Below are 26,984 nucleotides of genomic sequence, written 5' to 3' on the forward strand. Positions count from 1 at the left end.
ACGCGGTGGTTCCCGTTGCCAAACCATGAAATATGAGGATGTTTAGTGAAATAATGAATAACGGAAAAGCAGTCCCGCATTCGCTACTGATTGCGGGGCACACTGTTTATTCATGATAAAAAAACACACTGCCAGCCCGATACCAAATCCAGGCCATCACCTGATCACAAACACACCACCAGCCACTCCCCCTTGCCGACCGGCACCAGCGAGGTGGCAAAGGCTGGGTCCTGCCCGACCTCGTCCATCCACTCCGCCATCTCGCTGCGATGGGAGATGGCGTTATCGACCACCAGCAAGCCACGGGGCGCCAGCAGGCGGCGGATCTGCGGCCACCATGCCCGGTAGTGCTGACGATCCGAATCGAGGAAGATGAGCTGATACCCGGCTTGCGGCAAGGTCGGTAGCAGCTCGCCCGCGTCCCCTGCCAGCAGGGTGATCCAGGGGCTCAGTCCTGCCCACTGAAAGTTGTCATGGGCCAACACGCGCTTATCCTCATCAAGCTCGATGGTGGTGACATGACCCTCCAGCCGGCGCACCGCCTCTGCCAGCCAAAGCGTGGAGTAACCATTTGAGGTGCCGATCTCCAGCACGGCCTGCGCCCTGCGGATGTGCACCAGCACTGACAGCAACTCCCCCGTGTCGCGGGTGATGTTGAGCAGCTTGCGGTGGCGTGCCTGCTGCATGCTGTCATTGCGCTCGCCAAGCTGCTCCAGCTGGCGTTTTAACTGCTCCAGTTCCATCGATATCCCTTTCGTCCTTGCCAGAAACCGCTCGAGCTATCCTCTTGGTTTGGCCTTTGGGAGTCAAATGATTGCTTTTAAACGCCATTCCGAGCGCAAAGGATGAGAAAATGACAACCATTTGAGGCAGAATTTGTGACGTCTATCTGTTACACTTCGCGCCCGCCATTTTCCGGCTCACTCTCTGACTTGATGTCAGGCGCAGCCGTCGGTGGTTACAACCTCCGTCTCGCTCATGCCGAGCTAACCAAGCCAAACACAGCCCAGCTGGAACACAGGAACCCATTATGAGATTTGAATCGTTCGATTTTGCCCCCGAGATTTTGCGTGCTGTCTCAGATTGCGGTTATCAGGAGATGACCCCTGTGCAGCAACAGGCGATCCCGGCCATTCGCCGTGGCCGCGATGTGCTGGCCAGCGCCCAGACCGGTACCGGCAAGACCGCTGCCTTCGCCCTGCCCATTGTGCAGCGTCTGGTAGACAATCCGGCCCCGGCCCAGCCTTCCAACGCCCGGGTGCTGATCCTGACCCCGACCCGCGAGCTGGCGGCTCAGGTGGCGAGCAACATCAATGACTTCGCCAAGTATCTCGATATCACCACCATCACCATCGTCGGCGGTGGCAAGCAGGACGTGCAGGCCAGAAAGCTGAAAGCGGGCGCTCACATCATTGTGGCCACCCCGGGCCGTCTGCTGGAGCACCTCACCGCCTGCAACCTCAGCCTCTCCGGCGTCGAGTGTCTGGTGCTGGATGAAGCGGATCGCATCCTCGACATGGGCTTCAGTGCCGATGTGCAGAAGATCTTGCAAGCGGTCAACAAGACCCGTCAGAACCTGCTGTTCTCCGCGACCTTCTCCGATGCGGTGAAGAAGCTGGCCAACCTGATGCTGGACCGCCCGCAGATCGTCAGCGTCAACAAGCAGAACTCCACCGCCGACACCGTCAGCCACACCGTCTATCCGGTCGAGCAGAAGCGCAAGCGCGAGCTGCTCTCCGAGCTGATTGGCAAGCAGAACTGGCAGCAGGTGCTGGTGTTCGCCAGTACCCGCGAGAGCTGTGATGTGCTGGTCGAGGAGCTGAACCTCGACGGCATCAAATCCGCCGTGGTCCATGGCGAGAAGGCCCAGGGCAACCGTCGCCGTGCCCTGCGCGAATTCATGGAAGGCAAGGTACGGGTTCTGGTCGCCACCGAAGTGGCCGCCCGCGGTCTGGACATCCCGGATCTGGAATACGTGGTCAACTACGATCTGCCGTTCCTGGCGGAAGATTACGTGCACCGCATCGGCCGTACCGGTCGTGCCGGCAAGCGCGGCATGGCCATCTCCTTCGTCAGCCGTGAAGAGGAGCGCACCCTGCTGGAGATCGAGGCCCTGATCGGCCAGAAGATCCGCCGCATCATGGTGCCGGGCTACGAGGTGAGCAGCCGTGACGAGCTGATCAAACAGCTGCAGGAGCGTCGCCGTTTCGGCAAGCGCCCGCAGCGTGAAGATAACGCCGTGGCTCAGGTGATGGCCGAAGCCAAACTGCAGGGTCAGCGCCTCAAGCGTCTGGCCGCCGCCAAGAAGCCCCGTCAGCCGAAATAAGGCGGGCAGTTGCTCTATTGAACCGCAAAGGCGCCACTGGCGCCTTTGCTATCTCTGTCATCGGTGTTGACCTGTGGTGGTCAACTCAAGGATTGCTTATGACCTCTCCTACCTATAATCAGGCCCTGTTCGAGATGGCCACCCAGAGCCTGGCCGAACTGGCTCGCACCGCCGAACAAAAAGCGGGCAAGCGCACCCCGGCGCAAGAGAGCCACTTTCTCTGTACCTGGATGGCCGACTCCCTCAAGGAGAAACGCTTCTCCCGGCTGGTGATGGAAGATTTGAAAGATTGGGTACAGCTTGGCCGCACGCTGGGAGCGGGCGCCGATCTCAAGGGATTGCTGGAGCGCATCGCCTTCCAGTACCAGTGTGCCATGACCAATCCGCAGCAACTGGGAGCCAAGCTGGCGGCGCTGCTGGAAGAGCTGGCAGCGGCAGGCTGGCTGGTGCTGACCGAGAGCGAAGTGAACGCCAAGCTGCGCCTGCAATCGGGCGGTCAGCCGAATCTGGTGGTAAGCCATAGTGAATATGCAGGCCACATCGAGGCGGGTGAGCTTGTCAAACCCCTCACCCTCTATGTGCGCGGTGACGAGAAGGTATTGGCCGAAGCGGCCTTCAAGCACGGTCTGCTGCTGAGCCAGGGCAACAAGAAAACCACCCTGGTCAAACACCACAAGGCCTACCGGCTGATGCCAGATAACGCCCAACCGGCGCTGGCACTGCTGAGCGAGGCTCGCCAGAGCGCCTGATCCCGCCAGTGTGCAGCAATAAAAACGGCAGGCCCTTGTGCAGGGTCTGCCGTTTTTTATTGTTCGATCTTCGGTGATGAGGTCTGGTAGTCGCTTAGCGGATCTTGATGCCAATCTGGCCCGCGTCACACCACTCGAACATCACCTCCTCGCTCTTGCCACAGCAGCTACCGCCACAAACCCGGCTCTCGCGCTTGATGACCCGCCCCTTGCGCATCCAGACGCCGAGCATGGCCTCCACCGCATCTTCCGAGGTGTGGAAGTGGCGAGCCAGATCGCGCCGGCTCACCTTCTGCTGCGCGGCGAGGTAATCCCCCAGCTCGCGCAGGATCATAAGGTCACCACCTTGCGGGCGACGATGTCACCGTGACGGCGACCAGCCCACCAGAGCAGCACCAAAGAGAGGCCGTAGCTGACGATCCAGAACAGGCTCTGCTCCGGGTGAGCAGCAAAGGTGGCCACCTGATAGAATACGGTGGCGCACATAAAGGCCATGTAATTGCACCATACCGCCGTCATCAGCGCCCACTGGCGACCGGTTTCCCGCACCAGCGCGCCCATGGCAGCAGCACAAGGCATGTAGAGCAACACGAACAGCAAGTAGGAGAAGGCACCGGCCGCCCCGTCGAAGTGGGTCTGCATGTTGCCGTAGGTGGAGACATCGACCTCCTGCGCTTCGGCAGCTGCCTGCTGATCATCCAGCTCACCGACAGACAATCCCATGGGGTCGCTCGGGTTGATCTCCGCCAGATTGGCCGCCACGGCGTCGATCGCCTCGTGGAAACTGGCCACCAGCGAGAACTCGCTCTCCTCCTCTTCACCACCACCAGCACCGGCGTAGAGGCTGTTGAGGGTACCGACCACCGCCTCTTTGGCGAAGATACCGGTGACGATACCGACCGTGGCCTGCCAGTTGTCATCGCGCACACCGATGGGGTGCAGCACCGGCGTCACCGCCTGGCTTATCTTGCTCAGTACCGAGCCCTCTTGATCCTGATGGCCGAAGCTGCCATCGGTACCCAGCGAGTTGAGCACGCTCAGCACGGCGACTACCAGTACGATGGTTTTACCGGCGCCAAAGACGAAGGATTTCAGCTTCTGCCAGGTCTTGATGGCAACGTTGACCGGACGCGGCCACTCGTAATCCGGCATCTCCATCAGCATGGAGTCGCTCTTGCCCGGCAGCAGGGTGTTGCGCAGCAACAGGCCGGTGAGCACCGCCACCACAATACCGATGAGGTAGAGACCGAACACCAGGTTCTGACCGGATTCGGGGAAGAAGGCCACCGCAAACAGGGCGTAAACCGGCAGACGGGCACCACACGACATGAAAGGCGCCATGGCGGAGGTCATCAGCCGCTCCCGCTCGGAGTTGAGGGTACGGGTCGCCATCACCGAGGGGACGGTACAACCAAAGCCCATCAGCATTGGCACGAACGCCTTGCCCGGCAGACCGAGGCGGCGCATCAGGGCATCCACCACGAAGGCGGCGCGGGCCAGATAGCCGGAGCTCTCCAGCACCGCGAGGAACAGATAGAGGCAGCCAATCACCGGAATAAAGGTGGCCACGGTCTGCAAGCCGACGCCGAAACCATCAGCCAGAATGGCGCCCAGCCACTCGGGCGCATGGATCAGCCCCAGCAGGTGGTGCACCCCATCGACAAACAGGGCGCCGCCCATGATGTCGAAGAAGTCGATAAAGGCGCTGCCGACGTTGATGGCAAACAGGAACATCAGGTACATGACAAACAAAAAGAAGGGGATGCCAATCCAGCGATTGAGCAGCACCCGATCCAGCCATTCGCTCTGGGCCTCGGTGAGCTTGCCCTTCTGCTGGCGCGCCTGTTGTACCCACTGGTGGATATGACCGTAGCGGATATCCGCCAGTTGCAGATCGATATCCTGCCCCTGATGGGCGCGGGCGACCACATTGTGGGCGGCGGCCTGCTGACCGGGCAGCAGGGTCTCCTGCATCACCGGATCCTCTTCCAGCAGGCGCAGGGCGCGACCACGGGCAGTGAGGTGGTGCGGGGCGAGCAGGGTCTCCAGCTCCGCCAGATCGTTTTCAAGAGAGTGACCATAATCGAGCTGCAAGGCCGCTTGCGGCTGACCGATAAACTGCCGGATCTGCTGCTTGAAGGCGGCAACCTGCTTGCTGTTGTGGGCCGAGAGGGCCACCACCGGGCACCCGAGGGATTTGCCGAGCTTGCTCTCGTCGATGACGATGCGGCGCTTTTGCAGGATATCCAGCTTGTTGAGCACCACCACCATGGGCAGGCCCAGTTCACGCAGTTGTAGCGTAAGGTAGAGGGAGCGCTCCAGATTGGCGGCGTCGATGACGTTGAGCAGCAGGTCGGGCTGTTGGCCCTGGGCAAAGCGGCTGGCGATCTGCTCGTCCAGACTGCCATCCTGACTGGCCAGGCTATAGATGCCGGGCAAATCCATCAGCTTGAAGTGATGCTCACCCGCGCTGAACTCACCCATCTTCTTGTCGACGGTGACACCACTCCAGTTGCCCACTTGTTGGCGGGCGCCGGTCAGGGCGTTGAACAGTGAGGTCTTGCCGCTATTGGGGTTACCTACCGTTACCAGGGAGTAATTCATACCGGTTCGACCTCGATAGTGCTTTGACCAAGACGATTGTTTTGTGAGGTGTGTTTCATACCAGCTCGACCTCGATGTGCTGTGCCAGACTCTTTTGCATGGAGAGGCAGATCCCCTGGCACTGGATCTGGAGCGGGTCCCCCAAGGGGGCGGAGCGCAGATAGATGACTTCAGTCTGGGGCAGCAGGCCCATCACCATCAGCTTGCGACGCAGCGGCCGTGCCAACTGGTTCATATTCTTGATGCGAGCACTCTGTCCCGGCGACAACTGCGTGAGTACCATGACTGACTCCTGAAGTTAAACAATAATAATTCGCTTTTACTTGGGGCATTATAAGCTGTGTCTTCAACTTTTATTTGAGTAAAATCAAACTCCGCTTAGCTAACCGATAAAGTATTGCCATGAGTCACGACAACAACAGCCGCCTCGTTTACAGCACAGATGGCGGCATGATCAAGGAGCAGAGTGCTCCCCAATCCGCCTCCCCCTTCCCCACCGACGGCACCGTGCGCATTCGCCGCGAGACCAAGGGACGCAAGGGCGCCGGGGTGATCACCATTCATGGCGTACCCGCCGATCAGCAGAAAGCCATGGCGACCCTGCTCAAGAAAAAATGCGGCACCGGTGGCGGTATCAAGGAGGGGGTGATCGAGATCCAGGGGGATAAACGGGACCTGATCAAGGCCGAGCTGGAGAAGGCCGGTTTCAGCGTCAAGCTGGTGGGGGGCTGATCCCCTTGTCACCCATGCGGTTTTTCCCTAGAATGCCCGCTCCCATCGAGGGGGAGTAGTCTCGCACGCCGATTCCATCCTTTGCATGAATACCGGCCTGCGACCCTGATCAACATACTTGGTGCCAACTCACCATGGTCAGGGTGATCCATGCCAGTCATGGATTTGACAAGACCTTTGACGGGCCAGTGCCAATACCGGGGACGGATGGCGCAGGCTTGTCTTTGGTTTATAACAATTCCGTCCCCCGGTCATCTTTATGGAAGCCTTGTTAACCTCAACCCTCAGCGTTGCCATTGCCGAAATCGGCGATAAAACCCAGCTGTTGGCGTTGCTGCTCATCTGCCGTTTTCGCAAGCCCTGGCCCATCATCGCCGGCATGCTGGCGGCAACCCTGCTCAACCATGCGGGCGCCGCCTGGATTGGCGAGTTCATCAGCCGCTGGCTCGATCCCAAGATAATGACCTATCTGGTCGCCATCGCCTTTATCGCCATGGCTATCTGGATCCTGGTGCCGGACAAGATGGATGACGAGGAGAGCTCGCTGGATAAATACGGCCCCTTTATGGCCACCTTCGTGCTCTTCTTCATCGCCGAGATCGGGGACAAGACCCAGATCGCCACCGTGCTGCTGGCCGCCAAGTATGACTCGCTGGTGCAGGTCATCACCGGTACCACCCTCGGCATGATGCTGGCCAACGTGCCGGTGGTGCTGATCGGCAAGCTGGGGGCAGACAAGCTGCCGCTCAAGGGGATCCGCATCGCCTGCGCCATCCTCTTCGTCGGCCTCGGGGTGAGCACCCTAATCTTTGCCTGATCGCCTTTTCCGCTGACCAAGCCCTCCACTTCGGAGGGCTTTTTTGTTTGCTGCCTTATTTGTTGCTTTGTTTGCTGCTTTGTCTGTTGCGTAACCCGCTGTCGCAACCACCAGCCTTACAGCCAAGGGGCAGTGCACGGTTGCGGGTGCCTCATGCCATAATGGGGCAAACCTCGTGGAGTCCCCCCATGCACAACGTATCAAGAGAGACGCTACTCGAATGGATCAAACAAGGACGGCTGGCACCAGAGAAGCTGGCGGACGCCCTGACCCTCACCGATCTGCCCCCCCCTCCGGCGCGCTGGCAGTGGCTGTTTGACCGGCTGCTGCTTTGGCTCGGTGCCCTCTGCATCGGGGCCGGACTGGTCTTCTTCGTCGCCTTCAACTGGCAAGAGCTGGGCCGGGTCTCCCGCCTCGCCCTGCTGGAGGCGCCACTGCTCGCCATGCTGCTTCTGCTGTGGCGCAAACCGCTGGGGGATACTCCCCGTCAGGCGCTGCTGCTTGCTGTCGCCCTCAATATCGGCGCCCTGCTGGCGCTGGTGGGCCAGACCTACCAGACCGGTGCCGATCCCTGGCAGCTGTTCGCTACCTGGGCGCTGATGCTGGTGCCACTGGCGGTATTTGGCCAAAGCCCGCTGCTCTGGACCTTAAGCTGGTTGCTCGGCCAGCTGGCGCTGGTGCTCTACTGGCGGCTCGGCCTGTTCGCACTCTTCTTTACCTTCGATGAAGAGGGTCTGGGCTGGTGCCTTACCCTGCTCAACGCCGCCCTCTGGGGTCTGCTTCTGCTGGCACCGGCCCGCTGGCGCCTGATGCCAAGCTGGCTGGCGGGTCTGGCTGCTGGTCTGGGGGCCACCCTGCTCACCCTGCTGGCGCTGTTTGATGCCGCCTCACCGCTGGTGTGGCCGCTCTGGTTTGGCTGGCTCGCCGCGGCCTATGCCCTGTGGCACCACAGATTTATCGCCGGACTCGCCATGGGGTGCCTCAGTCTGATTGCCGTCATCCTCGCCACCCTTGGTAAATGGATGGAACCCGACATCAACGGCTTCTTGCTGCTGAGCCTGATCGCCATCGGTCTTTCTGTCACCGCCGCCCGCTGGCTGCAACAACAACGGAGGTCTCATGAGTGATCTGACCCTTTGGCAAGCGCTGCAACAGGCCAATCTGGTGGAAGGGGAGATGCCCCGTGACACCCAGCCCCACTGGTCGAGCCGTTTTATGCTGGGGCTGGTGGGCTGGATTGCCGCCCTGTTCCTGCTCTTTTTCCTGTTTCTCACCTTCGAGCAGCTGACCCGCGAGGCCAACAGCGCCCTGCTGCTGGGGGCCGTGCTGCTGGCGGGAGCCTACGCCCTCAATCGCAGCCAAAGCGGCGATCTCTGGGATCAGTTCGTGCTGGCACTCACCCTGGCGGCCGATGCCTGGCTGCTCTATGGCCTGCTCGATCAGCTGGATCTCCATCACGCCCTGCTCTGGTTCGGTCTGTGCCTGCTGTCGTTCGCCATCGCCGTGCTGTTCGATCACTGGCTGGTGCGGCTGTTTCACAGCGTGGCGGCAGCCCTGCTGCTCACCCTTGGTCTCGCCTGCCTCGGGCTGCAACTGCTGGCGCTGCCGCTGGTGATGGCGGCCATCACCTTCTGCTGGCTGCGGGCTGATAGTGATCCAGAGCGCCACCAGCTCTACCACTCCATCACCCTGGGGCTGGCCCTCTCGCTGCTGGTGCTGGGGCGTCTGCACCAGCCGCTGTGGGATAGCGGCAGCAGCATGCTGGACGAGCTGGGGCTGTCGCGCCTGCCGCTCTGGCTCAATCCATTGCTCTGCGCCGCCCTGTTGCTGGCGGTGATGGTGAAACTGAGGCTCCCCCTGCTGTTTGGCCTGCCACTGGTGCTGATCAGCGCCATCATCCCCGGCATGGGGGCGGGCGCACTGGTACTGACCCTCGGGTTTTATGCCGGTAGTCTGGGGCTGATGACCCTTTCAGCCCTGCTGCTGCTCGGTTATGGCTCCCTCTACTACTACGATCTGGGGCTCACCCTGATGACCAAATCCTGGCTGCTGCTGGGCTCCGGCATCCTGCTGCTGGGTGCCCGCCAGCTGCTCACCACCTTCGCGGCAAGGAGCGATTCATGAAACCCGTCACCCGACAGCTCGCCCTGTTGCTGAGCGGCCTGGCCATCGTGGCGGGCATCAATGCCACCGTCTGGCGCTATGAGCGCGCCATGAGCAGCGGCGAAGTGGTGCTGCTGCGACTCGCCCCGGTCGATCCCCGCTCCCTGATGCAGGGGGATTACATGCGGCTGAACTATGAGATTGCCCGCGAGCTGGCCAGCAGCGATGCCCGTGAAAAGGGCCGCGATACCCTGGTGATCCGCCTCGATGCCCATCAGGTGGCAACTCTGGTGGCCGCTGGCAAGCCGGAGCGGCTCGCCAGCGATGAGCGGCTATTGCAGGTGCATCAGAGCGAGCGGCAGTGGCAGATTGGCCCCGATGCCTACTTCTTTGAAGAGGGTACGGGGGATCAGTATCAAGCAGCCCGCTACGGCGAATTCCGGCTGCAAGCCGATGGCAAGACCCTGCTGGTGGGGCTGCGGGACGAGGCTTACCAGCCCATCGGGCAGACCCGCGCCCGCTGGTAATGGCAGTGAGTGGCTATTTACGCTGTTCATGGTCACACTCAATACAAGGTTGATCGCTAAGGATGTTCCCAATGAGGATATGGCTGATCTGTCATCTGTTGCTGCTCTGCTGGGCCTCGGCGGCCCGGGCTGATCTGGGCAAGCTCGAGTACCTCACCGAAGAGTACCCCCCCTACAACTTCAGCGATCCGCAGGGCCAGCCCACCGGCCTTGCGGTCGATCTGCTGCAGATGATCTGGCAACACAGCGGCGTGGCGCCCCAGCCGGTACGCATCCTGCCCTGGGCGCGCGGTTATTACTTGCTAACCCAGAAGCCCAACGTGGTGCTCTTCTCCACCGCCCGCACCCTGGCGCGGGAAGATCTCTTCAAGTGGGTGTGCCCCATCGGCTACTCGGAGTACATCCTGCTGGGCCGCAAGGCGCAAAACATCACTCTCGACTCGGTGGACCAGATGAGTCAGTACAAGATCAGCGCGGTGCGCTCGGACGCCGCCGAGCAACTACTGCTCAACAACGGCATGGATGACAACAACATCATCTCGGCCAACCGCCTGTCGCAGGGGTTGAAGATGCTGCTCTCCGGTCGCGCCGACCTGCTCGCCACCAGCAAGCTGGCGGGATATGACGCCATCCGCGAACTGAAGCTGAGCAGCGACGACTTCAACGTAGCCATGGTGCTGAGCGCCGAGCAGCTCTGCTACGCCTTCAGCCGTCAGGTACCCGACAGCGAGATCACCCTCTTTCAGCAGGCCTTGACCCGCGCTCTCGCCTCGGAAGAGTTTCGCAAATTGCAGGCCAAATACCTGCCGGTGCGCTGAGCACTCACTCACCCGATGGGCAGCAAGGCGCTGCCCATTTTATGAATGAAAGATGCAATAGAGGTGGCTAGCTATTCCCGCCGCGAGCAGTCAAACTGACCAACATCTTTGATTGGCAAGGATTTTCCCGTGCGAACATGGCACTTCTTTCACCTGCTGCTCCTGTGGACGACCTTCGCTCAGGCGGATCCGGGCAAGCTCGAATACCTCAGCGAAATCTCCCCCCCTTATAACTTCAGTGACGAACGGGGCCAGCCCACCGGTCTGTCGGTCGAGCTGCTGCAACTGATCTGGCAGGCGCGCGGCATGGCGCCCCAGCCAATCCGCATTCTGCCCTGGGCCCGTGGCTACAACCTGCTGCAACAAAAACCCAATGTGGTGCTGTTTGCCACCGCCCGCACCCCGCAGCGGGAGCCGCTCTTCAAGTGGGCCTGCCCCATCGATCACTCGGAGTTTGTGCTGCTGGAGCGCAAGGGTGACAACATCACCCTCGACTCGGCAGCGCAGCTTGGCCACTACAAGATCGGGGTGGTGCGCGCCACCGTCTCCAAGCAACTGCTGCTCGATCGCGATATCGATGAGCACCAACTGATGCAAGCCAACCGGCTCACCCAGGCGGCCAAAATGCTCATCTCCGGTCGCGCCGATCTGTTTGCAACCAACAAACTGGTGGGCTACCAGACCCTGCAGCAGCTCGGCTTCAAGCCGGATGACGTTCATATTGCCTTCGTGCTGGATGCCACACCGCTCTGCTACGCCTTCAGCCGTCAGGTGCCCGACAGCGAGGTCGCCCTCTTCCAGCAGGCGCTGACCCGGGTCGTCGCGTCAGCGGATTTCTCGGCCTTGCAAACCAAATACCTGTCGCTGCGCTAACGCCCTGATCGCCGCCGACAGATGGCGCGGGATGACAGCGAGCTCCTGCACTTTTATTACCAAACATGTCCTGTCGCCTTGGCGAAATCGGTCAGCTTGGTCACACTTGAGCATGATATTCCCTTGATCAGGATGGCAAAAATGAAAGCATGGATTGGATTGGCCGGGGCGCTGCTGGCCACCCTCGCACAGGCGAGTCCTGAGCTCGGCAAACTGCACTACCTCACCGAAGAGTACAAACCCTACAACTACGCCGATGCCAGCGGCACCCCTGCCGGCCTCGCGGTCGAGCTGCTGCAACTGGTGTGGCAGAAGACCAACACCCCGCCGCAGCCCATCACCATCATGCCCTGGGCGCGCGGTTACTACCTGCTGACCCAAAAGCCCAATGCGGTACTCTTCTCCACCGCTCGCACCCAGGCGCGGGATCCCCTGTTCAAGTGGGCCTGCCCCATCGGGTATGCCGAGATCGTGCTGGTGGGGCTGGCCGAGCGCAATATCACCATCACCAAGCTCGACGATGCCAAGGCGTTCAATATCGGGGCGGTGCGGGCCGATGTGGGGGAGCAACTGCTGCTCAACAACGGCTTTGACGAGACCAAACTGATGGCCGCCAACCGGCTGGCACAGGCGCTGAAGATGCTCACCTCCGGCCGGGTCGATCTGGTCTCCACCAACAAGACCACCATGGAGCAGCTGATCGTCGAGCAAAAACTCGACCCCGCCCGCTTCAAGGAGCAGTGGGTACTGAGCTCCGAGCAGTTCTGCTTTGCCTTCAGCCACCCGGTGAGCGATGCGCTTGTCAGAGAGTTCCAGACCGGCTTGACCCAGGTGCTGGCGAGCAGTGAATACCCGCTGCTGCACAGCAAATATTTCCCGGCGCCTGCGCCAGCCAACACTGAACAGGCCAAAACCGGGACAACCAACTAGCTCGCACAGCGCCAATACAGAGGGGCCCGATATGGGCCCCTCCGGTTTTGTGGCTCGCCACACTCAATCGCGCACGGCCTGTGCGTTGTTGTCGAGCACTCTCCTTGGGCTATTCACCTTGGGTTGACCACTTCTGGTTACTTGCACAGCCCTTTACGTTCAACCACGCACCAGCGCCGCAGCGGCCAGCTTGTGACGGGCGATAAGCCGTTCGATATCCAGCCCCTCGATGGCGCCATCCACCACCCGCCACTTGCCGCCCACCATCACCCGATCGGCCCGCTCGGCGCCGCACAAGATCAGCGCCGCGATGGGGTCGTGACTGCCGCTAAAGCGCAGATCATCGAGCTTGAACAGCGCCAGATCCGCCTGCTTGCCGGGCAGCAGCTCGCCGAGATCGCCGCGCCCCAGTAACTTGGCTGAGCCACGGGTCGCCCACTCCAACACCTTGCGCGGGGTGATGCGCTCGGCGCCGTAGCGCAGCCGCTGCAGATAGAGCGCCTGACGGGCCTCCTGCATCAGGTTCGAGGCATCGTTGGAGGCCGAACCATCCACGCCCAATCCTACCGGTGCTCCGGCCGCTTCGAGATCCAGCGTCGGGCAGATACCGGAGGCGAGCCGCATATTGGAGACCGGACAGTGGCACACCCCGGTGCCCGCCGCCCCCAGTCGCGCAATCTCGTCCGGATTGAAGTGGATACCGTGGGCCAGCCAGGTGCGATCCCCCAGCCAGCCCACCTTCTCCAGATAATCGACGGTGCGCAGACCAAAACGTTCGAGGCAGAACGCCTCTTCATCCAGCGTCTCCGCCAGATGGGTATGCAGCCGCACATCGAGCTCGGCGGCGAGCTTCGCGCTCTCCACCATGATCTCCTCGGTTACCGAGAAGGGGGAACAAGGGGCCAAGGCAATCTGGATCTGCGCCCCGGCGCCGCGCTGGTGGTACTGGCGCACCAGCCGCAAACTGTCATCGAGGATCTGCTGCTGCCCCTGCACCGTGTGGCGCGGCGGCAAGCCCCCCTCATCTTCGCCCAGACTCATGGAGCCGCGGGTCAGCATGGCGCGCATCCCCAGCTCACGCACCGTCTCGACCTGAATATCGATGGACTCCTCCATCCCGCGCGGGAAGAGGTAGTGGTGATCCGCAGCCGTGGTGCAGCCCGAGAGCAACAGCTCCGCCATCGCCACCTTGCTCGCCAGCGCCAACGCGTCCGGTGTCAATCTGGCCCACACCGGATAGAGGGTCTTGAGCCAGGGGAAGAGCGGCTGATTGACCACCGGCCCCCAGGCGCGGGTCAGGGTCTGGTAGAAGTGGTGGTGGGTATTGATAAGGCCCGGCAGCACCACATGGTCGCGTGCATCGAACAGCTGATCGCACGGCCGGGCTGGCTGCTGGCCCGCCGCCAGCACCTCGCTGATGAGATTATTTTCAATCACCAGCCCGCCGCGACCATCGACGGCCTCGGGGGTAAAGGTGGCAAGGGGGTTTTTAATCCAGATACGGGTAGCGGACATGGCCGGCGCCTCCATCAATCATACATAGGGGTGAGCCAGCTCAGTTATACCCTGTCTGCTGATCCAGAGGCGGCGCAGCGCCGCAGTGGCCCCAGTCTACCCGGCGATGGCAAAAAATCTGTGAGCCTCGTTTTAAATCAAGGTGATAGCCCCTCCCCTCGCGGGTTACCCCACCGCCCTGCCAGTACCCAGCCACGACAGCCATTGATTGAACACCCAGTCTGAAAAGTGTGCGCCAGCGCAAAAAAGCCTCTGGTCTCTGATAGTTGCGTGATGGCCGCCATAGTTAAGCGCTCAATGAATCCGTAAGATATCCAGCGGCGCCTGTTGGCCCCCTCTCGTGATCAATGGTCAACGGCGCAATCTGGTAGCGACAGTCAGGGGCGGTAGCAACTTTAGCGGAGACCAGCCGGTCTCCCGCCCCTGCGCCAGGGTGCGAGGGTTGCACCCTCGACGGCTTGCCCGTCAGCCACCGGGGCTATGCCCATGCCCCCATGCGCGGGGGACGCTTGGGGCAATGGGTAAGGTCGAATCGGGTCGAATTGGGTCGAGTATGGTCGATTAGCGAAGCGTAATCGTCCGCGGTAACCGTCCCCTCTCCCCCTGCGGGAGAGGGCTAGGGTGAGGGGTCACTAGCCTGATGGGCATGGCTTCGCCAGTAGGGTCGGTAGGGACGATTAACGCAGCGTAATCGTCCGCGATAACCGTCCCCTCTCCCCTTGCGGGAGAGGGCTAGGGTGAGGGGGACGGTAACGTCATTGCATAGCGGAATATCGCCCCCCTAATTGGCATGGCTTCGCCATGCAGGACACGAGGACTCCGTCCTCGACGGGGTTTCGCCGCCGCTGCGCGGCTTGGCGAGTGACTTTTCTTTGCGTGGCCAAAGAAAAGTCACCAATCGAGCGGCCACCCCCACTTGTTCGCCCTCCTGCGTCGGGTTCCCTCGGTTCACCCGTTTGTCCAACGGCACGCGCCGATGGGCCATCCCTGGCCCAGCGGCGCTCGCTCGGCGTCCTGCCTCGCGGCCTGGACAAACGGGCTCACCTCGGCGAACAACAGGGGGCAACCCCGAACCTTCAGCACCGAGGCAAGTTAAAAGTACCCTGTGATATTCGGGGCAACGATCTGGAGAGTTGTTATCTCTGATCCGGCCCCTCACCCACCCCATGGCGCGACCAGATTGCCGCACCAATGAAACAAGAATTATCAATGTAGTTTCATTGGTGAAAAAATCATTGTGAGCAGAGCAGCAAGCAGCAAGCAGCACATATCCATATCGGGAAACGGTTTTATATAGAAGGTCCGATAGTGAGTATTTCACCGTGTAATAAAGCCTTATTCTCGAACGTCCGATTACGCTTCGCTAATCGAACCTACGGCCCTTATATAAAATGTTTGAAGTGATATTCAATGGCAAAGTATAAATTCGCATTTAATTCAAAAAATGAAGTTGTCTCTGCAGATGATATTGCAAACAAACCTGTAGATGATGCTTACCATTGTCTTGGCTGTGGTAATGAATTGACAGCAAAAGTAAATGGCCAAGTAAAAAAACCTCACTTCGCACATAAAGTACAAATTGAATGCAGCGGGGAAAGCTATCTACATAATTTAGGTAAGCAAACTTTTTATCAAACCTATCTGCATTGTCTTGAAAGCAATGAACCATTCAATATAACGTTGACCTCTGCCAAAGTATGCCGAAAGTTTCGACCATTAATATTGACCGGCTGTGACTTGGGTGAGACAAAGAAAATCTTCGATCTCACAGACTACTTTCATAAAGTAGTGTTGGAGAAAAAAGATGGCAATTTCATTCCGGATTTAATGCTGGTTAGTATAAAAAATCCATCAGATAAGATTTATATAGAAATAGCAGTCACTCATTTCATGAGTGATGAAAAAGAGTTTTCAGGAAACAAAATCATTGAAATACCATTAGAATTTGAAGCTGATGTTTCTAAAATCTCAAAAGCACATTTAACCCCAGCAGATGCTATGTTTATTGGATTCAATCAATCAACAACAGCAATTGCGGAAAATGAATGTTCATGCTCAAATAAAAATTTCTATGGATTTTTTGTATTTTCATCAGGAAAATCTATTTTGCTATACAGAACATTATCAGCGCATTATTACTACATGAATCAGCACCATGACTCCTTAATTTATTCAAATATCATTTATGACCGTACTTTAAATATCAAGTCGCAACTTAGAACAACAAGTGACGAATTATTCAACTCTAGCGAAAACAGTGGCACACTATTTATTGAACAAGTTAGATTAGCTGCTAGCCGCGGGGTGAAAATAAGAAATTGCTTCCTGTGTAGCTATAAAGGTGAAAATTGGGATTACGATGGAAGCAATCCTATTTTTTGCAAAGGTAAAAAATTCAAATGCTCTTCAAGCCAAGCGGCTGAATGTGATTGGTACAAAGTGGATGCCAAATATAAAACAACTTTCTAGCTAAACCTTAACCACCTTTAATAAATCTCAATCGGATAAATAATCTCGAGGATACATAAATGTTTATTGAGTCAGTTAAAATTGAGAATTTCAAGGGGTTCCATGGTGACAATAATATTCTTCAACTAAAAATCCCTGATGGAGTTACAGAAGGAAGTGGGTTGAATATCTTTGTAGGTGAAAATAACTCTGGTAAGTCAACCGTCTTTGAGATTTTTGATTTTATAAAAGATGGTACAAAAAAAGACATAACTGACTTACTAAACAAATCTATACCTACTAATACAGCTTCAGTGCTATCCGTAGAAGTAACCTATACAGGGAATATCAGAAACGTTATCAATAATCATATTCAAGGCAATAAGGTAGGGACTTTTTTATCCAGTGTATATGATGAAAATGATCAAGAAAAGTTTAAAGTAAAACGAAGTGCAGATATTGATAATGAGGGAGATTTAAAAAAGATCTTATTTTGGAATGAGACTAATGGCACTCATAGCAACACAGCTGGAATAGATGCACCATTTAAGAAACTATATGATAACAACTTCATCTGGGCAGATACAAACCCGAGTGACGAATCTAAGTTTGGAGCATCTACAATTTGTGGTGCTTTATTGAAGGAAATAGCCTCTGGACATATATCCACAGCAGAGTACCAAGAGTTCACCGAAGTTTACAACAACATATTTAATAACCCAGCATCACAACTAAGAACACGATTGGCTCAAATTGAAAACAGTGTACAAGATGTTTTCTCTTCCCAATTTGGTCATGCAAACATCTCATTTACTTTTGATGAACCTCAGATCGATAGCTTTTTTAAAACCGCAGGGATACTTATTGATGATGGAGTATCTGTACCTATGGGAGAAAAAGGACATGGTATGCAACGGGCTGTCGCATTAGCTCTGCTCCAAGTCTATGCACATATAACCGCTACTGCATCTAACACTCCTATTTCAAAACCATTCTTTTTATTTATTGATGAGCCAGAGATCTGCTTACATCCATCAGGTCAAACAAAATTATTAGAAGCACTGATGGTGATATCTAAAGAGCGACAAGTTTTTATTACTACTCATTCTCCATTCATGCTCTCCTCACCAAAATTAAGAAATGCTGGGCTCTTTATTTTCAAAAAGACAAACAATATAAGTTCAGTCTCACGAGCAGACACATCTCCAATGTTTCCATGGAGCCCATCATGGGGAGAAATAAGCTATAGAGCATATAATCTACCAACTGTCGAACTGCATAATGAACTTTATGGCCATTTACAAGAGTTAAGCTCTTCAAATACAATTCGCTCATTTGAGCAATGGCTTTCCCAGAATGGCATCCAACGAAATAAACAATGGACTCAGGAACGACAAGGCGTTCCCCTGCAACCCGAACAAACTACGTTGCAAACTTTTATAAGAAATCACATACATCATCCAGAAAATACCACGATGCGGGGGAATATATATACACAATCTGAACTGAATCAATCTATCGCAGAAATGATTGGTCTACTCGCACTCTTTCCATAACTGACTGTTTCAAAGACTAAATAATAATTACAATCTAGAAAAAACCGCAGCCTTGAGCTGCGGTTTTTATTTCTATTCCCCAAACACTTTTGCACTCAATTCCCCCCCCCTTGCACAGCACTCCCCTTTCAGCGAAAGGCAGTCAACATGCACGCTAAAGCCACGGGCGGGCACGGTATTTGTTCCCCCTGCAAACCGCCGAGTCGAGTTCAACAGGTCAGGAGCGCCATCAGGGATGGTGGTGCAGCCGCAACCGACATAGGGGCCAAATCGGATCAGGGCGAGCACTGCTCGACCCCGATTTGGCGCGAGAACAAGGATGTTCGAAGCGGGCTTTGGCCGAAGCCAGGGATGGCGTAGGCCAAAGTGCCGTCTGCGGCGCTCCGTCCGACCCGTTGGACGAGACGAGGGAACCCGCGAAGCGGGCGGTTTGCCGGGGGAGAAGACTTTTGGTGACTTTTGGTCTTTCAAAAGTCACTCGCCAAGCCGCGTAGTGGCGGCGAAACCTCTTCGAGGGCAGCGCCCTCGCTTCCTGCATGGCGAAGCCATGCCATTAAGGCGTTGGAGGGCATTCAGCTGAGGAATGACGTTAGCCCCCCTCACCCTAGCCCTCTCCCGCAAGGGGAGAGGGGATCAGAGCGCAGGCCACCGAGGCTTAAGAGGTGTCGAGGGAAGAGACACAAACAAAAACCGCAGCCCAAGGGCTGCGGTTTTTTTATTGGCTCAACCTGTTGGCACCAGACGCCAACAAGGCCAACCGGCCTTAGGCACGGCGCCAGCTGGTCTTGCCGGCGCTGTCTTCCAGCACAATGCCCATCTCGGTGAGACGGTTGCGAGCGGCGTCGGCGGCGGCCCAGTTTTTGTCGGCACGGGCCTGATTGCGCTCGGCGATCAGGCGCTCGATCTCGGCTACTTCGTCGTCCGCTTCGTCACCCTTGAGGAAGGCGTCCGGATCCTGTTGCAGAATGCCGAGCACAGCGCCCAGCTCGCGCAGACGGGCACCGAGGCCAGCGGCAACATTGATGTCTTCCGCTTTCTGGCGGTTGATCTCGCGGACCAGATCGAACAGGGCGGAGTAGGCTTCCGGGGTGTTGAAGTCGTCGTCCATCGCCTCTTTAAAGCGAGCCACCTGCTCGTCGCCACCGGCAGCGGCGGCCAGCGGCAGATCGCGCAGGGCGGTATACATGCGCTCCAGCGCGGCGCGGGCTTGCTTGAGGTTATCTTCCGAGTAGTTGAGCTGGCTGCGGTAGTGGCCAGACATCAGGAAGTAACGGACGGTTTCGGCGTCGTAGTGGGCCAGCACGTCGCGGATGGTAAAGAAGTTGCCAAGGGATTTGGACATCTTCTCTTTATCCACCATCACCATGCCGCTGTGCATCCAGGTGTTGACGTAGTCACCACCGTGGGCGCAGCAGGACTGGGCGATCTCGTTCTCGTGGTGCGGGAACTGCAGATCGGAGCCGCCGCCGTGGATGTCGAAGTGGTTGCCAAGGTGCTTGGAGTTCATGGCGGAGCACTCGATGTGCCAGCCAGGACGGCCCGGGCCCCAGGGGCTTTCCCAAGTCGGTTCGCCGGGCTTGGACATCTTCCACAGCACGAAGTCGAGCGGGTTGCGCTTGGCATCGACCACGTCAACGCGGGCACCGGCTTGCAGCTGCTCCAGATCCTGCCCGGAGAGCTTGCCGTAGTCGGCGTAGGATTCGACGATAAACATCACGTCGCCGTTATCGGCCACGTAGGCGTGATCCTTGGCGAGCAGGCTTTCCACCAGTTCGATGATTTCGCTGATGTGCTGGGTAGCGCGCGGTTCGATATCCGGGCGCACCATGCCGAGGGCGTCGAAGTCGGCGTGCATGTCGCCAATCAGCCGTTCAGTCAGCTCGTCACAGGTGACGCGGGTTTCAGCGGCGCGCTTGATGATCTTGTCATCCACGTCGGTGATGTTGCGCACGTAGGTCAGGTCGTAACCGGCGTAACGCAGGTAGCGAGCCACCACATCAAAGGCGACGAAGGTGCGGCCGTGGCCGATATGACAGTGATCGTAGATGGTGACACCACACACATACATGCCCACCTTGCCCGGGTGGATAGGTTTGAATTCTTCTTTTTGACGAGTGAGTGTGTTGTATATCTTCAGCATCTTATAACCACTGCCTGTGAGTAAAATGGTTGGTCATAATACCCCGTTCAAGGGCAGAAAACGAGGCGGAAAATGTGGCCAATCCCGCCTGCCGCCTATGTTCTGGCACTGGATGCGCCCTTTGCAGCACTTTCTGCAACACTATGCCGCAGCCCCTTGATGGGCTAGAATTGCCACCACTTTATGCCACACCCCGCAAGCGCCCTGTCGCTTGCTCACTTTTCGTTCAAAAGTATGAAAGGACATATCATGGTCACTCTGCACACCAATCACGGCGACATCACCCTCACCCTGAACGCTGAAAAAGCCCCGGAAACCGTGGCCAACTTCCTGCAATACTGCCGTGACGGTCACTACGACAACACCATTTTCCACCGTGTCATCGACGGCTTCATGATCCAGGGCGGCGGCTATGCCCCCGGCTTTGAAGAGAAAGATACCCGCGCTCCCATCAAGAACGAAGCGGCCAACGGTCTGTCCAACAAGGTCGGCACCATCGCCATGGCCCGCACCAGCGAGCCGCACTCTGCCAGCGCCCAGTTCTTCATCAACGTAAACAACAACGACTTCCTCGACTTCAAATCCGCCACCACCCAGGGCTTCGGCTACTGCGTATTCGGTGAAGTGACTGCCGGGATGGACGTGGTCAACAAAATCAAGGGTGTCAAAACCGGTAACTACGGCCGCATGCATCAAGACGTGCCGACCGAAGATGTGGTTATCACCAAGGTGACCCTTGCTGACTGATCTTTGCCAACTCGGCACGGATGAAACTGCGGCCCCGGCCGCAGTTTTTCCATCTGCATCCCCCAGCGCCAGTCCGAACTGGCGCCGCCTCGACTATCTGGCCTACGGCAATCCGCGCCAACGCTCGGCCCATGCCCTGCTCACAGCCGGTGTGTGGGATGCGCTGGCAGCGCAGTGCGCCGATATGGCGCTGGTGAGCACGCTGGCCATCGGCCTCGATCGACCCGGCAGCGATCTCGATATCCTCTGCCAGCATCCTGATCCGGCGGCGTTTGCCGCTACTTTTGCAGAGCAAGGTTGGCAGGCGAGCGCCAAGGGCGACAATATCTGGCTGCTGGAGCGCACCTTTCCCTGTCTCGACCAGAACAGTGACGATAGCGGTTGCGATAACCGCATCGCCAGCTGGCCGCTGGAGCTTTATGTCACCCCCACCCCCATCGAGACGCTGAACGGCTGGCGCCACCTCACCCTGATGGCCACCCTGCTGCAACGCTTTGGTGATGCTTTCTATCGGGAGGTATTGCGTCTGCGCCTTGAGCAAGGCTTGAAAGGGGAAGCGGCGATGTGCCAGTTGCTGGGATTGGCTGGCGATCCTTACACTGCCCTGCTGACGCTGGAGGGACGCAATCTGGCCGAGCTGTCATGGCAACCCCCATCCCGTGACGGTATGCATAGATCCACTGACGCGACGGCGATGGCGCCTGTCGTGCAACCTTCGTCCCCTGTGTTTTCCACTATCTCTGCCACTCCTGTTTGCCCTGTTTCGACCGAGAGCCCGACCCCCACATCATGAGCACCCTCTTTATCAGTGACATTCACCTCTCTGCCCAGCGGCCCGATATGACCGCGGCACTGGTGCGCTTTCTCGAGCACGACGCCCCCGGCGCCGATGCCCTCTATGTGCTGGGGGATCTCTTCGAATTCTGGATTGGCGACGATGACCCCAATCCGCTCCATCAACAGATGGCCGACGCCTTCTTGGCCCTGAGCCAACAGAACGTGCCCATCTACTTTATCCACGGCAACCGCGACTTTCTGCTGGGCCAGCAGTTTGCCAAGCGCGCGGGGATGACCCTGCTGGGGGATCCCTGCGTCATCGAACTCTATGGCGAGCGGGTGCTGCTCAGCCACGGCGATCTGCTTTGCACCCTGGATGAGGGGTATCAGAAGTTTCGCCGCATCACCCAGCTCAAATGGCTGCGCTGGCTCTTTTTACGGCTGCCGCTCACCCGCCGTCAGGCCATCGCCTGCAAGATGCGCGGCCAAAGCCAGATGGAGAACGCCCACAAGAGCCAGATCATCATGGATGTGACGCCAGCGGCGGTAGACGACACCCTGCGCGCCCACGACTGCCGGATGATGATCCACGGCCACACCCACAGACCAGCCATCCACGACTTCACCCTCGACGGCCACCCCGCCCGCCGCATCGTGCTGGGTGACTGGTTCGAGCAAGGCTCGGTGCTGGTCTGCCGCCCCGGCGAGCAGCGGCTGGAAATGCGGGCGCTGGCAGAGGCTTGATAGCCCGCCAGTTCGGTTGACCCACCAAGCGATCTGCCTCCCATCATCATGCCCCCGTCGTTCGCGCCACCCGGTTCACACCGCATCAGGCGCGAACGAATAAGTGGTGGTCGCTCACAGATCAGCAAAGCAAACCTGCTGGCGTGCATCAGGACACAAGGTTGTGTGAACCCCGTCACCTTGCCCCTTGCCAATTGAGAGGATGATGGCGCTCAGGCAGAAACGTCTTTCTCGCCAGCAATTTCAACAAGTTGAGGTTTGTATGCCTGACAGTAATGCGGTCGCTCACCCGTTCGATGCCAAGAAGATCAATGTCAACGATCCCTATGAGATGAAGCAGTGGATCAAAATGTTCGAGTGCACCGAAGTCCAGCTGAAACGGGCGGTCAAGGCAGTCGGCACCTCAGGCAAGGCGATCAGAAAACACCTCAAGAAGTGAGGGCGCCTCCCCGTTACAGACCAGGCCCCGCTCGCGGGGCTTTTCTCTTTCTGTCATCTATTTAACAACATCTATTTCCGACAAAGCACCCAGTACGCTGGCGAAAAAGGTTGTTGTTTGAAATCACCACCATTTCGGCAAAAACAAAAAAGGCCACTATTTCTAGTGGCCTTTCGTAACTCTTTGATTGCTTTACTTAATAACTGGTGCCCGAGGCCGGAATCGAACCGGCACGACGCGAACGTCGAGGGACTTTAAAAGCCAAGAGTGAGTTGACGGAAAATTTATATGATTGATTTATAAGGGCTTCAAGTTTACATGAAATGCCTGATTTCACGCATTTTGTGGGGGCATTACGCCTGATAGTTCTGACTTTAAAGCCCATCGGACAAAGCATGAGAGCATCAAGCTCTCTCCATCTTTCGCTAACCACATATCTTGACAAACAGGTAATGTGACAAAAGTCACATTACCTCCACACGATAAAATACGGATACATAAGCAATTGATATAGCTGGGTATTTTTTTCATTAATTGGTGCAAAACAATTAACTGGCGAATAGTTACAAAAAATTTTTCAAAGACCCTATTGAAAACGTCATCGCACTCACAGACAATCCTGTAGCAAAATAAACATCCGTATCAGATGTTCAAAAAATAATAATCACAAGCATCAATAAACTTTCAGCACGATGGGTAAAAAAATGCGTAATACGTTTGTAATGATCTTCTTGGCGCTCTGCGCCATGATGCTTGGTGGCTGTTCCTCAGTGCCAACCGTCACCGATGAGGCTGTCGTCAATGAGGCCAAAAGCTTCTCACCTCCTGCCGAGGGCAAGGCTCATGTTTATATCTACCGTCACGGCTGGCTTGCTCGCAATAGCAATATGGATCTTTTTATCGATAAAAAATTTCTAGGTGAATCAGAAAATAAACACTTCTATCTTCTGAAACTTGATGCAGGTAAAAACTATACATTTGAAACTGAAAGTGAATTTTCAAACAATAGTATTTCCCTAAATACCGAGTCAGGCAAAACATATTATATCTACCACTATCTTCGTATGGGGCTTCTCTTTAGTCAGTCTGATTTTGAGCTTGTGACAGACCCTGACGATATTGAAGATGCTCAAGTTCTGATCAAGAAATCTGAAATGTCATTACCACATACTTTATAACTTCTTGTAAAACCATCTGTATCTTTTAGGTCCTAGTATTTGTATCTGCATTTTTTATTTGGAGAAAATAGAAATGAATAAGTTACTGTTAGCTGTTCCAATCACTATGTTACTTACTGCTTGTGGACCTACCTCAGTTGAGGATTTTATGAAAGATCCGAAATTACTGAATGAAGCCCTGCAAGAGTGCACCTTGAAAATTGCACAAGGTAAAGACGCCAATTCAGATGAATGTAAAAATGCAATCGCAGCCCAGCAAAAAATGGCTACTAACTTGATGAAAAACATGTTGGGCCAGTAGTTTTTATTACCCATAAGAAATTAGTCTAAATTAAACGATTAGATTTTTTGCCTAATCATGCCACTTGTTAGTATATAAACTGATAGCATCATCTAATCAGGTGGCAAAAATCAATTTTAAGGTTCGCCTAACTGGTGCAATTACGAATGAGGCATTATCGCCTCCCAGTTGGGGAACTACACAGGGCGAGGCTGAACGAGATATATTCAATAGCCAGAGTAAACCTATCCAGTGGGCGGATGAGTATCAACACTCCACATAAACCAATTATCTACATGAGGTGTCACCTTGACCCATAAAACCCTGCAGCTCTCTGCACTCTGCTATGCGGTCAGTCTCATTGCCTCACCGGCCATTGCCGCAAATACGGGCTTCAAAACCCTGACAGTCGACCTGCCCATCACCACGCTCCAAGTGGTCAACGATGGTCTGATACGCTATGACTGGCGCAGTGACATTGATGAAGACTTTCGCGGCAAACCGAAGGCGGGCGAGGGATTCCTAGGACGACCAACTACGGGTGAGTATTACTATGCGGTCTACCAACATAAAGTGCTCTCCTTCGGCGGTACCATGGCATTGTACCAAGACGACTCCGTTGCTTCTGTCAAACAGGCCAAGGCAGACTTCGAGGAGTTAGTCAGTCAGGCGACCAAGATCTTGAAAGTCAAACCGGTGATCGTCCGCACAATAAAAGATAAGTCGGTGCCGTTTTTTGAATGTGTAACCGACAGCGTGTGTGGTGATTACAGCGCAACCTATACCATCGGTACCAACGAGGTCTCGATCAAATTGATGCAAGACCGTGATGCTGAGGACGGTGATCGCCAGCTCAACGCGGGAATGCGCAAGATTTTTAAGTAAAATGCGTCTTCCTTAAAGTGTTTCTGATTATCCATGATTAGTAGTCACCACAAACTATCCAGATCTTACATACAGTCATTGAAGTGCGAGAGCATGGCCAAAATTACAGAAAGGCTACAGCTTGTTTGAGTTTTTCAAAAATTATGGTACCGAAGTAGCACAGTGATATGTGATGGGTTGGCATGCTTCAAGCTTCAAAACGGCCATCTAGGCCAGCTCTGAGCATCTAGGCATAGTCATCGGATAAAACTTGGATTGGCTATTCAACTGGGTAAATACGATGATAGGAAATATTAAGAACTCGTTGCAGGGCAGTTGCCATACGCTCGGAGCTAAAAATATGCCAAGGCATTTGGCGGTATTGCTTCCGCTTTAATCATCGGTTTGACCTTAAGAGTATGCAGGTTGAATTGAGGTCTGTGGTGGCAACACCTCCGATGCAATATCAGCGCTTGAAGCTGGTTGAGTGTCATGGATAATTACAGCATCATATTTAATGCATGATTATGTGACTACATCATTTCAATAACGCACAAAAAGTAGGTGATAAATTATGGAAGAAAATAGTGGGAACATATTAAACCAAGAAATCGTTGATATACTAGGCACGTTAACGGAAAGTGAGGCGGAATCATTCGAAGATGCAGAAAAGGGCAAAATGGTTCCTTATGTGATGGGATGTTTCTTTTTAACACCCTTCCTTGCCGTCCCTGCGAGCATGTTATTTGGCATTGACGATGACTATATTGGTGGAATATTAATTTGTACTTTCGTAATATTAGTCTTTGTCACACACAGACTTATCCTTCGCTCAGCTAGACGTAATATAAAACTACTTAATACTGGACTTTCACATTACATGCGTGAAACAATCGGTAGTTTGAAAAAAGTAGACTACTTTTGTCGGAGCCCCTATAGCGGCTTGGCTGTGGATGTTGAAGATAAAAAATAGCCCTAATTGAGGGTGATCTTTGGCAGCCTACAGATACCAAAGTCATGCTTTATCCATTGGATAAGATCAAAAATGTCAGATTTTTTCAGCCAGATGTAAATGTTGCATTGCAGTCCACTAATATCAATAATGGTGGTGCCGTGGGGCTAGCACAAAATACTATCGCTTCCATATCTGATAAAGCATTTAATAATATAGCGGTATCAGATGCAAATATTGAGGCGGCAAAGAATACAGGGCTGTATTTTGATTTTGATGACATCCATAATCAACAAGCATTCCTGATGATGAGTGCCGAGCAAGCAGAGAGATGGATTCTGATTTTTGAAAAACTCTTTGATGGCTCACTAGAGCCTCAACCAAGACCATTGGAGTTCCCACAGGACGTGTGCATATTTCACAAGAGGAGAGTCTGTAAATAATTTTATGTAACTGACCACTCCATTACAGGTGACCGTTCAGGCGATCACTGAATTCGATATTAAAGCGATTCAGGGCAAGCTTCCAATTCTGGAGCGGAATGGTCCATTTCTTGGAGGCTTGCTGTGTCGCGAGGAACGCAACTTTTAGCACCGCATCATCGGTCAGGAAGATCTTCCTTTGCTTGGTCGCTTTGCGCAGCACGCGGCGTTGTTTCCCAAATCAGCCATCAGGTCACAACTTCCCCAGCCCCAGGTGACCGCTACACTCGGGGCTTTCTGACAGGTAGGCTAAGGGTATTCAGTTTATTTATGGCGCTTACATACGCCATGACTTCCCCTACCTGACCGTTGTAGTTACGCAGACTGATTTTGCCCGTCATCAACTGCTTGAACCGATACATCGCCGTCTCTGCCAGCGAGCG

The 26,984-nt window shown here is 55.5% G+C and carries 27 protein-coding genes and 3 pseudogenes; 22 read left to right on the forward strand and 8 right to left on the reverse strand.

What is annotated here, in order from left to right; all coding sequences use genetic code 11:
* Positions 1-164 precede the first annotated feature (164 nt).
* A complete protein-coding gene (locus OKC27_RS18645) occupies positions 165-743 on the reverse strand; it encodes an O-methyltransferase (RefSeq protein ID WP_182939390.1) in 579 nt (192 codons plus the stop codon).
* A 287-nt stretch (positions 744-1,030) separates the two neighbouring features.
* On the opposite strand from OKC27_RS18645, the gene OKC27_RS18650 reads away from it, so the two are divergent.
* Both OKC27_RS18650 and OKC27_RS18655 read left to right on the forward strand, forming a co-directional pair.
* A complete protein-coding gene (locus tag OKC27_RS18650) occupies positions 1,031-2,326 on the forward strand; it encodes a DEAD/DEAH box helicase (protein ID WP_162518058.1) in 1,296 nt (431 codons plus the stop codon).
* A gap of 98 nt (positions 2,327-2,424) precedes the next feature.
* Positions 2,425-3,075: a DUF2913 family protein gene (locus OKC27_RS18655; protein WP_182939389.1), complete on the forward strand. Its 651-nt coding sequence runs from the start codon at positions 2,425-2,427 to the stop codon at positions 3,073-3,075.
* A gap of 94 nt (positions 3,076-3,169) precedes the next feature.
* Here OKC27_RS18655 and OKC27_RS18660 read toward each other — a convergent pair whose 3' ends face one another.
* Genes OKC27_RS18660 through OKC27_RS18670 form a run of 3 tightly spaced genes read right to left on the reverse strand, consistent with a single transcriptional unit; the run spans position 3,170 to position 5,962 of the window.
* The gene (locus OKC27_RS18660) at positions 3,170-3,409 is read right to left on the reverse strand and encodes a FeoC-like transcriptional regulator (protein ID WP_005350974.1); all 240 of its coding nucleotides are present in this window, start codon (positions 3,407-3,409) and stop codon (positions 3,170-3,172) included.
* Entirely contained in the window at positions 3,406-5,679 is a 2,274-nt protein-coding gene (gene feoB, locus OKC27_RS18665; protein ID WP_182939388.1) for a Fe(2+) transporter permease subunit FeoB, read from the reverse strand. Before feoB ends, OKC27_RS18660 begins: the two co-directional genes overlap by 4 nt.
* Positions 5,680-5,734: 55 nt before the next feature.
* Positions 5,735-5,962 carry a FeoA family protein gene (locus OKC27_RS18670; RefSeq protein WP_042063457.1) on the reverse strand — a complete coding sequence of 76 codons (228 nt, stop codon included), beginning with the start codon at positions 5,960-5,962 and terminating at the stop codon, positions 5,735-5,737.
* A 119-nt stretch (positions 5,963-6,081) separates the two neighbouring features.
* On the opposite strand from OKC27_RS18670, the gene OKC27_RS18675 reads away from it, so the two are divergent.
* The 8 genes from OKC27_RS18675 to OKC27_RS18710 all read left to right on the forward strand — a co-directional run bounded on the left by OKC27_RS18675 (position 6,082) and on the right by OKC27_RS18710 (position 12,479).
* Positions 6,082-6,411: a translation initiation factor gene (locus tag OKC27_RS18675; RefSeq protein ID WP_058053784.1), complete on the forward strand. Its 330-nt coding sequence runs from the start codon at positions 6,082-6,084 to the stop codon at positions 6,409-6,411.
* Between the two features lie 259 nt (positions 6,412-6,670).
* Positions 6,671-7,228 carry a TMEM165/GDT1 family protein gene (locus OKC27_RS18680; RefSeq protein WP_058053785.1) on the forward strand — a complete coding sequence of 186 codons (558 nt, stop codon included), beginning with the start codon at positions 6,671-6,673 and terminating at the stop codon, positions 7,226-7,228.
* A gap of 188 nt (positions 7,229-7,416) precedes the next feature.
* On the forward strand, positions 7,417-8,355 hold the full coding sequence (locus OKC27_RS18685; RefSeq protein WP_270693967.1) for a DUF2157 domain-containing protein: 939 nt from the start codon (positions 7,417-7,419) through the stop codon (positions 8,353-8,355).
* Positions 8,348-9,352 carry a DUF4401 domain-containing protein gene (locus OKC27_RS18690; protein WP_270693966.1) on the forward strand — a complete coding sequence of 335 codons (1,005 nt, stop codon included), beginning with the start codon at positions 8,348-8,350 and terminating at the stop codon, positions 9,350-9,352. The genes OKC27_RS18685 and OKC27_RS18690 overlap by 8 nt, the downstream gene beginning before the upstream one ends.
* A complete protein-coding gene (locus OKC27_RS18695; RefSeq protein WP_270693965.1) occupies positions 9,349-9,858 on the forward strand; it encodes a GDYXXLXY domain-containing protein in 510 nt (169 codons plus the stop codon). Before OKC27_RS18690 ends, OKC27_RS18695 begins: the two co-directional genes overlap by 4 nt.
* A gap of 71 nt (positions 9,859-9,929) precedes the next feature.
* On the forward strand, positions 9,930-10,676 hold the full coding sequence (locus OKC27_RS18700; protein ID WP_270693964.1) for a substrate-binding periplasmic protein: 747 nt from the start codon (positions 9,930-9,932) through the stop codon (positions 10,674-10,676).
* A gap of 129 nt (positions 10,677-10,805) precedes the next feature.
* Positions 10,806-11,549 (forward strand): substrate-binding periplasmic protein, encoded by a 744-nt coding sequence (locus OKC27_RS18705; protein WP_270693963.1) that lies wholly within the window; start codon positions 10,806-10,808, stop codon positions 11,547-11,549.
* Positions 11,550-11,690: 141 nt separating this feature from the next.
* Positions 11,691-12,479 (forward strand): substrate-binding periplasmic protein, encoded by a 789-nt coding sequence (locus tag OKC27_RS18710; protein WP_270693962.1) that lies wholly within the window; start codon positions 11,691-11,693, stop codon positions 12,477-12,479.
* Between the two features lie 159 nt (positions 12,480-12,638).
* On the opposite strand, the gene OKC27_RS18715 is transcribed toward OKC27_RS18710, so the two are convergent.
* The gene (locus OKC27_RS18715) at positions 12,639-13,994 is read right to left on the reverse strand and encodes an 8-oxoguanine deaminase (RefSeq protein WP_270693961.1); all 1,356 of its coding nucleotides are present in this window, start codon (positions 13,992-13,994) and stop codon (positions 12,639-12,641) included.
* Between the two features lie 1,410 nt (positions 13,995-15,404).
* Between OKC27_RS18715 and OKC27_RS18720 the strand changes: the two genes are divergently transcribed.
* Positions 15,405-16,463: a competence protein CoiA family protein gene (locus OKC27_RS18720; protein WP_270693960.1), complete on the forward strand. Its 1,059-nt coding sequence runs from the start codon at positions 15,405-15,407 to the stop codon at positions 16,461-16,463.
* A 59-nt stretch (positions 16,464-16,522) separates the two neighbouring features.
* Complete coding sequence (locus OKC27_RS18725) at positions 16,523-17,998, forward strand: ATP-dependent nuclease (RefSeq protein ID WP_201902131.1); 1,476 nt, start codon at positions 16,523-16,525, stop codon at positions 17,996-17,998.
* 763 nt (positions 17,999-18,761) lie between these two features.
* On the opposite strand, the gene cysS is transcribed toward OKC27_RS18725, so the two are convergent.
* Positions 18,762-20,138 carry a cysteine--tRNA ligase gene (gene cysS, locus OKC27_RS18730; RefSeq protein ID WP_270694068.1) on the reverse strand — a complete coding sequence of 459 codons (1,377 nt, stop codon included), beginning with the start codon at positions 20,136-20,138 and terminating at the stop codon, positions 18,762-18,764.
* Between the two features lie 249 nt (positions 20,139-20,387).
* On the opposite strand from cysS, the gene OKC27_RS18735 reads away from it, so the two are divergent.
* From OKC27_RS18735 to OKC27_RS18780, 10 genes and pseudogenes are all read left to right on the forward strand, one after another.
* A complete protein-coding gene (locus OKC27_RS18735) occupies positions 20,388-20,885 on the forward strand; it encodes a peptidylprolyl isomerase (protein ID WP_042655573.1) in 498 nt (165 codons plus the stop codon).
* Positions 20,875-21,678, forward strand: coding sequence for a DUF4269 domain-containing protein (locus OKC27_RS18740; RefSeq protein ID WP_270694069.1), 804 nt, complete (start codon positions 20,875-20,877; stop codon positions 21,676-21,678). The genes OKC27_RS18735 and OKC27_RS18740 overlap by 11 nt, the downstream gene beginning before the upstream one ends.
* Positions 21,675-22,406, forward strand: coding sequence for a UDP-2,3-diacylglucosamine diphosphatase (lpxH, locus tag OKC27_RS18745; RefSeq protein WP_270694070.1), 732 nt, complete (start codon positions 21,675-21,677; stop codon positions 22,404-22,406). The genes OKC27_RS18740 and lpxH overlap by 4 nt, the downstream gene beginning before the upstream one ends.
* Before the next feature lie 262 nt (positions 22,407-22,668).
* Complete coding sequence (locus OKC27_RS18750; RefSeq protein ID WP_019445078.1) at positions 22,669-22,845, forward strand: DUF3606 domain-containing protein; 177 nt, start codon at positions 22,669-22,671, stop codon at positions 22,843-22,845.
* A gap of 704 nt (positions 22,846-23,549) precedes the next feature.
* The gene (locus OKC27_RS18755; protein WP_162517145.1) at positions 23,550-24,023 is read left to right on the forward strand and encodes a DUF2846 domain-containing protein; all 474 of its coding nucleotides are present in this window, start codon (positions 23,550-23,552) and stop codon (positions 24,021-24,023) included.
* Between the two features lie 73 nt (positions 24,024-24,096).
* On the forward strand, positions 24,097-24,324 hold the full coding sequence (locus OKC27_RS18760) for an EexN family lipoprotein (protein WP_139727431.1): 228 nt from the start codon (positions 24,097-24,099) through the stop codon (positions 24,322-24,324).
* Positions 24,325-24,612: 288 nt separating this feature from the next.
* Entirely contained in the window at positions 24,613-25,188 is a 576-nt protein-coding gene (locus OKC27_RS18765) for a hypothetical protein (protein WP_139727433.1), read from the forward strand.
* 156 nt (positions 25,189-25,344) lie between these two features.
* Positions 25,345-25,667: pseudogene (locus OKC27_RS18770) on the forward strand (IS1595 family transposase); the annotation flags it as partial.
* A gap of 74 nt (positions 25,668-25,741) precedes the next feature.
* Positions 25,742-26,140: a hypothetical protein gene (locus OKC27_RS18775; protein ID WP_270806587.1), complete on the forward strand. Its 399-nt coding sequence runs from the start codon at positions 25,742-25,744 to the stop codon at positions 26,138-26,140.
* A gap of 56 nt (positions 26,141-26,196) precedes the next feature.
* A complete protein-coding gene (locus OKC27_RS18780) occupies positions 26,197-26,562 on the forward strand; it encodes a hypothetical protein (RefSeq protein ID WP_270806588.1) in 366 nt (121 codons plus the stop codon).
* A gap of 22 nt (positions 26,563-26,584) precedes the next feature.
* Here OKC27_RS18780 and OKC27_RS18785 read toward each other — a convergent pair.
* Positions 26,585-26,764 (reverse strand): annotated as a pseudogene (locus tag OKC27_RS18785) (hypothetical protein); the annotation flags it as partial.
* Between the two features lie 58 nt (positions 26,765-26,822).
* Positions 26,823-26,984, reverse strand: a pseudogene (locus tag OKC27_RS18790) (IS5/IS1182 family transposase); the annotation flags it as partial.

The organism is Aeromonas sp. QDB62 (genome assembly GCF_027705695.1).
Lineage (GTDB): Bacteria > Pseudomonadota > Gammaproteobacteria > Enterobacterales > Aeromonadaceae > Aeromonas > Aeromonas allosaccharophila.

What these genes read in the sequence shown, in the direction of transcription:
- OKC27_RS18650 (WP_162518058.1), top strand. Translation starts at nt 1,031, where the DNA reads ATGAGATTTGAATCGTTCGATTTTGCCCCCGAGATTTTGCGTGCTGTC.
- OKC27_RS18755 (WP_162517145.1), top strand. Translation starts at nt 23,550, where the DNA reads ATGCGTAATACGTTTGTAATGATCTTCTTGGCGCTCTGCGCCATGATG.
- OKC27_RS18760 (WP_139727431.1), top strand. Translation starts at nt 24,097, where the DNA reads ATGAATAAGTTACTGTTAGCTGTTCCAATCACTATGTTACTTACTGCT.
- OKC27_RS18660 (WP_005350974.1), bottom strand. Translation starts at nt 3,409, where the DNA reads ATGATCCTGCGCGAGCTGGGGGATTACCTCGCCGCGCAGCAGAAGGTG.
- OKC27_RS18700 (WP_270693964.1), top strand. Translation starts at nt 9,930, where the DNA reads ATGAGGATATGGCTGATCTGTCATCTGTTGCTGCTCTGCTGGGCCTCG.
- OKC27_RS18775 (WP_270806587.1), top strand. Translation starts at nt 25,742, where the DNA reads ATGGAAGAAAATAGTGGGAACATATTAAACCAAGAAATCGTTGATATA.
- OKC27_RS18725 (WP_201902131.1), top strand. Translation starts at nt 16,523, where the DNA reads ATGTTTATTGAGTCAGTTAAAATTGAGAATTTCAAGGGGTTCCATGGT.
- OKC27_RS18655 (WP_182939389.1), top strand. Translation starts at nt 2,425, where the DNA reads ATGACCTCTCCTACCTATAATCAGGCCCTGTTCGAGATGGCCACCCAG.
- cysS (WP_270694068.1), bottom strand. Translation starts at nt 20,138, where the DNA reads ATGCTGAAGATATACAACACACTCACTCGTCAAAAAGAAGAATTCAAA.
- feoB (WP_182939388.1), bottom strand. Translation starts at nt 5,679, where the DNA reads ATGAATTACTCCCTGGTAACGGTAGGTAACCCCAATAGCGGCAAGACC.
- OKC27_RS18695 (WP_270693965.1), top strand. Translation starts at nt 9,349, where the DNA reads ATGAAACCCGTCACCCGACAGCTCGCCCTGTTGCTGAGCGGCCTGGCC.
- OKC27_RS18645 (WP_182939390.1), bottom strand. Translation starts at nt 743, where the DNA reads ATGGAACTGGAGCAGTTAAAACGCCAGCTGGAGCAGCTTGGCGAGCGC.
- OKC27_RS18675 (WP_058053784.1), top strand. Translation starts at nt 6,082, where the DNA reads ATGAGTCACGACAACAACAGCCGCCTCGTTTACAGCACAGATGGCGGC.
- OKC27_RS18710 (WP_270693962.1), top strand. Translation starts at nt 11,691, where the DNA reads ATGAAAGCATGGATTGGATTGGCCGGGGCGCTGCTGGCCACCCTCGCA.
- OKC27_RS18690 (WP_270693966.1), top strand. Translation starts at nt 8,348, where the DNA reads ATGAGTGATCTGACCCTTTGGCAAGCGCTGCAACAGGCCAATCTGGTG.
- lpxH (WP_270694070.1), top strand. Translation starts at nt 21,675, where the DNA reads ATGAGCACCCTCTTTATCAGTGACATTCACCTCTCTGCCCAGCGGCCC.
- OKC27_RS18750 (WP_019445078.1), top strand. Translation starts at nt 22,669, where the DNA reads ATGCCTGACAGTAATGCGGTCGCTCACCCGTTCGATGCCAAGAAGATC.
- OKC27_RS18685 (WP_270693967.1), top strand. Translation starts at nt 7,417, where the DNA reads ATGCACAACGTATCAAGAGAGACGCTACTCGAATGGATCAAACAAGGA.
- OKC27_RS18680 (WP_058053785.1), top strand. Translation starts at nt 6,671, where the DNA reads ATGGAAGCCTTGTTAACCTCAACCCTCAGCGTTGCCATTGCCGAAATC.
- OKC27_RS18715 (WP_270693961.1), bottom strand. Translation starts at nt 13,994, where the DNA reads ATGTCCGCTACCCGTATCTGGATTAAAAACCCCCTTGCCACCTTTACC.
- OKC27_RS18670 (WP_042063457.1), bottom strand. Translation starts at nt 5,962, where the DNA reads ATGGTACTCACGCAGTTGTCGCCGGGACAGAGTGCTCGCATCAAGAAT.
- OKC27_RS18735 (WP_042655573.1), top strand. Translation starts at nt 20,388, where the DNA reads ATGGTCACTCTGCACACCAATCACGGCGACATCACCCTCACCCTGAAC.
- OKC27_RS18720 (WP_270693960.1), top strand. Translation starts at nt 15,405, where the DNA reads ATGGCAAAGTATAAATTCGCATTTAATTCAAAAAATGAAGTTGTCTCT.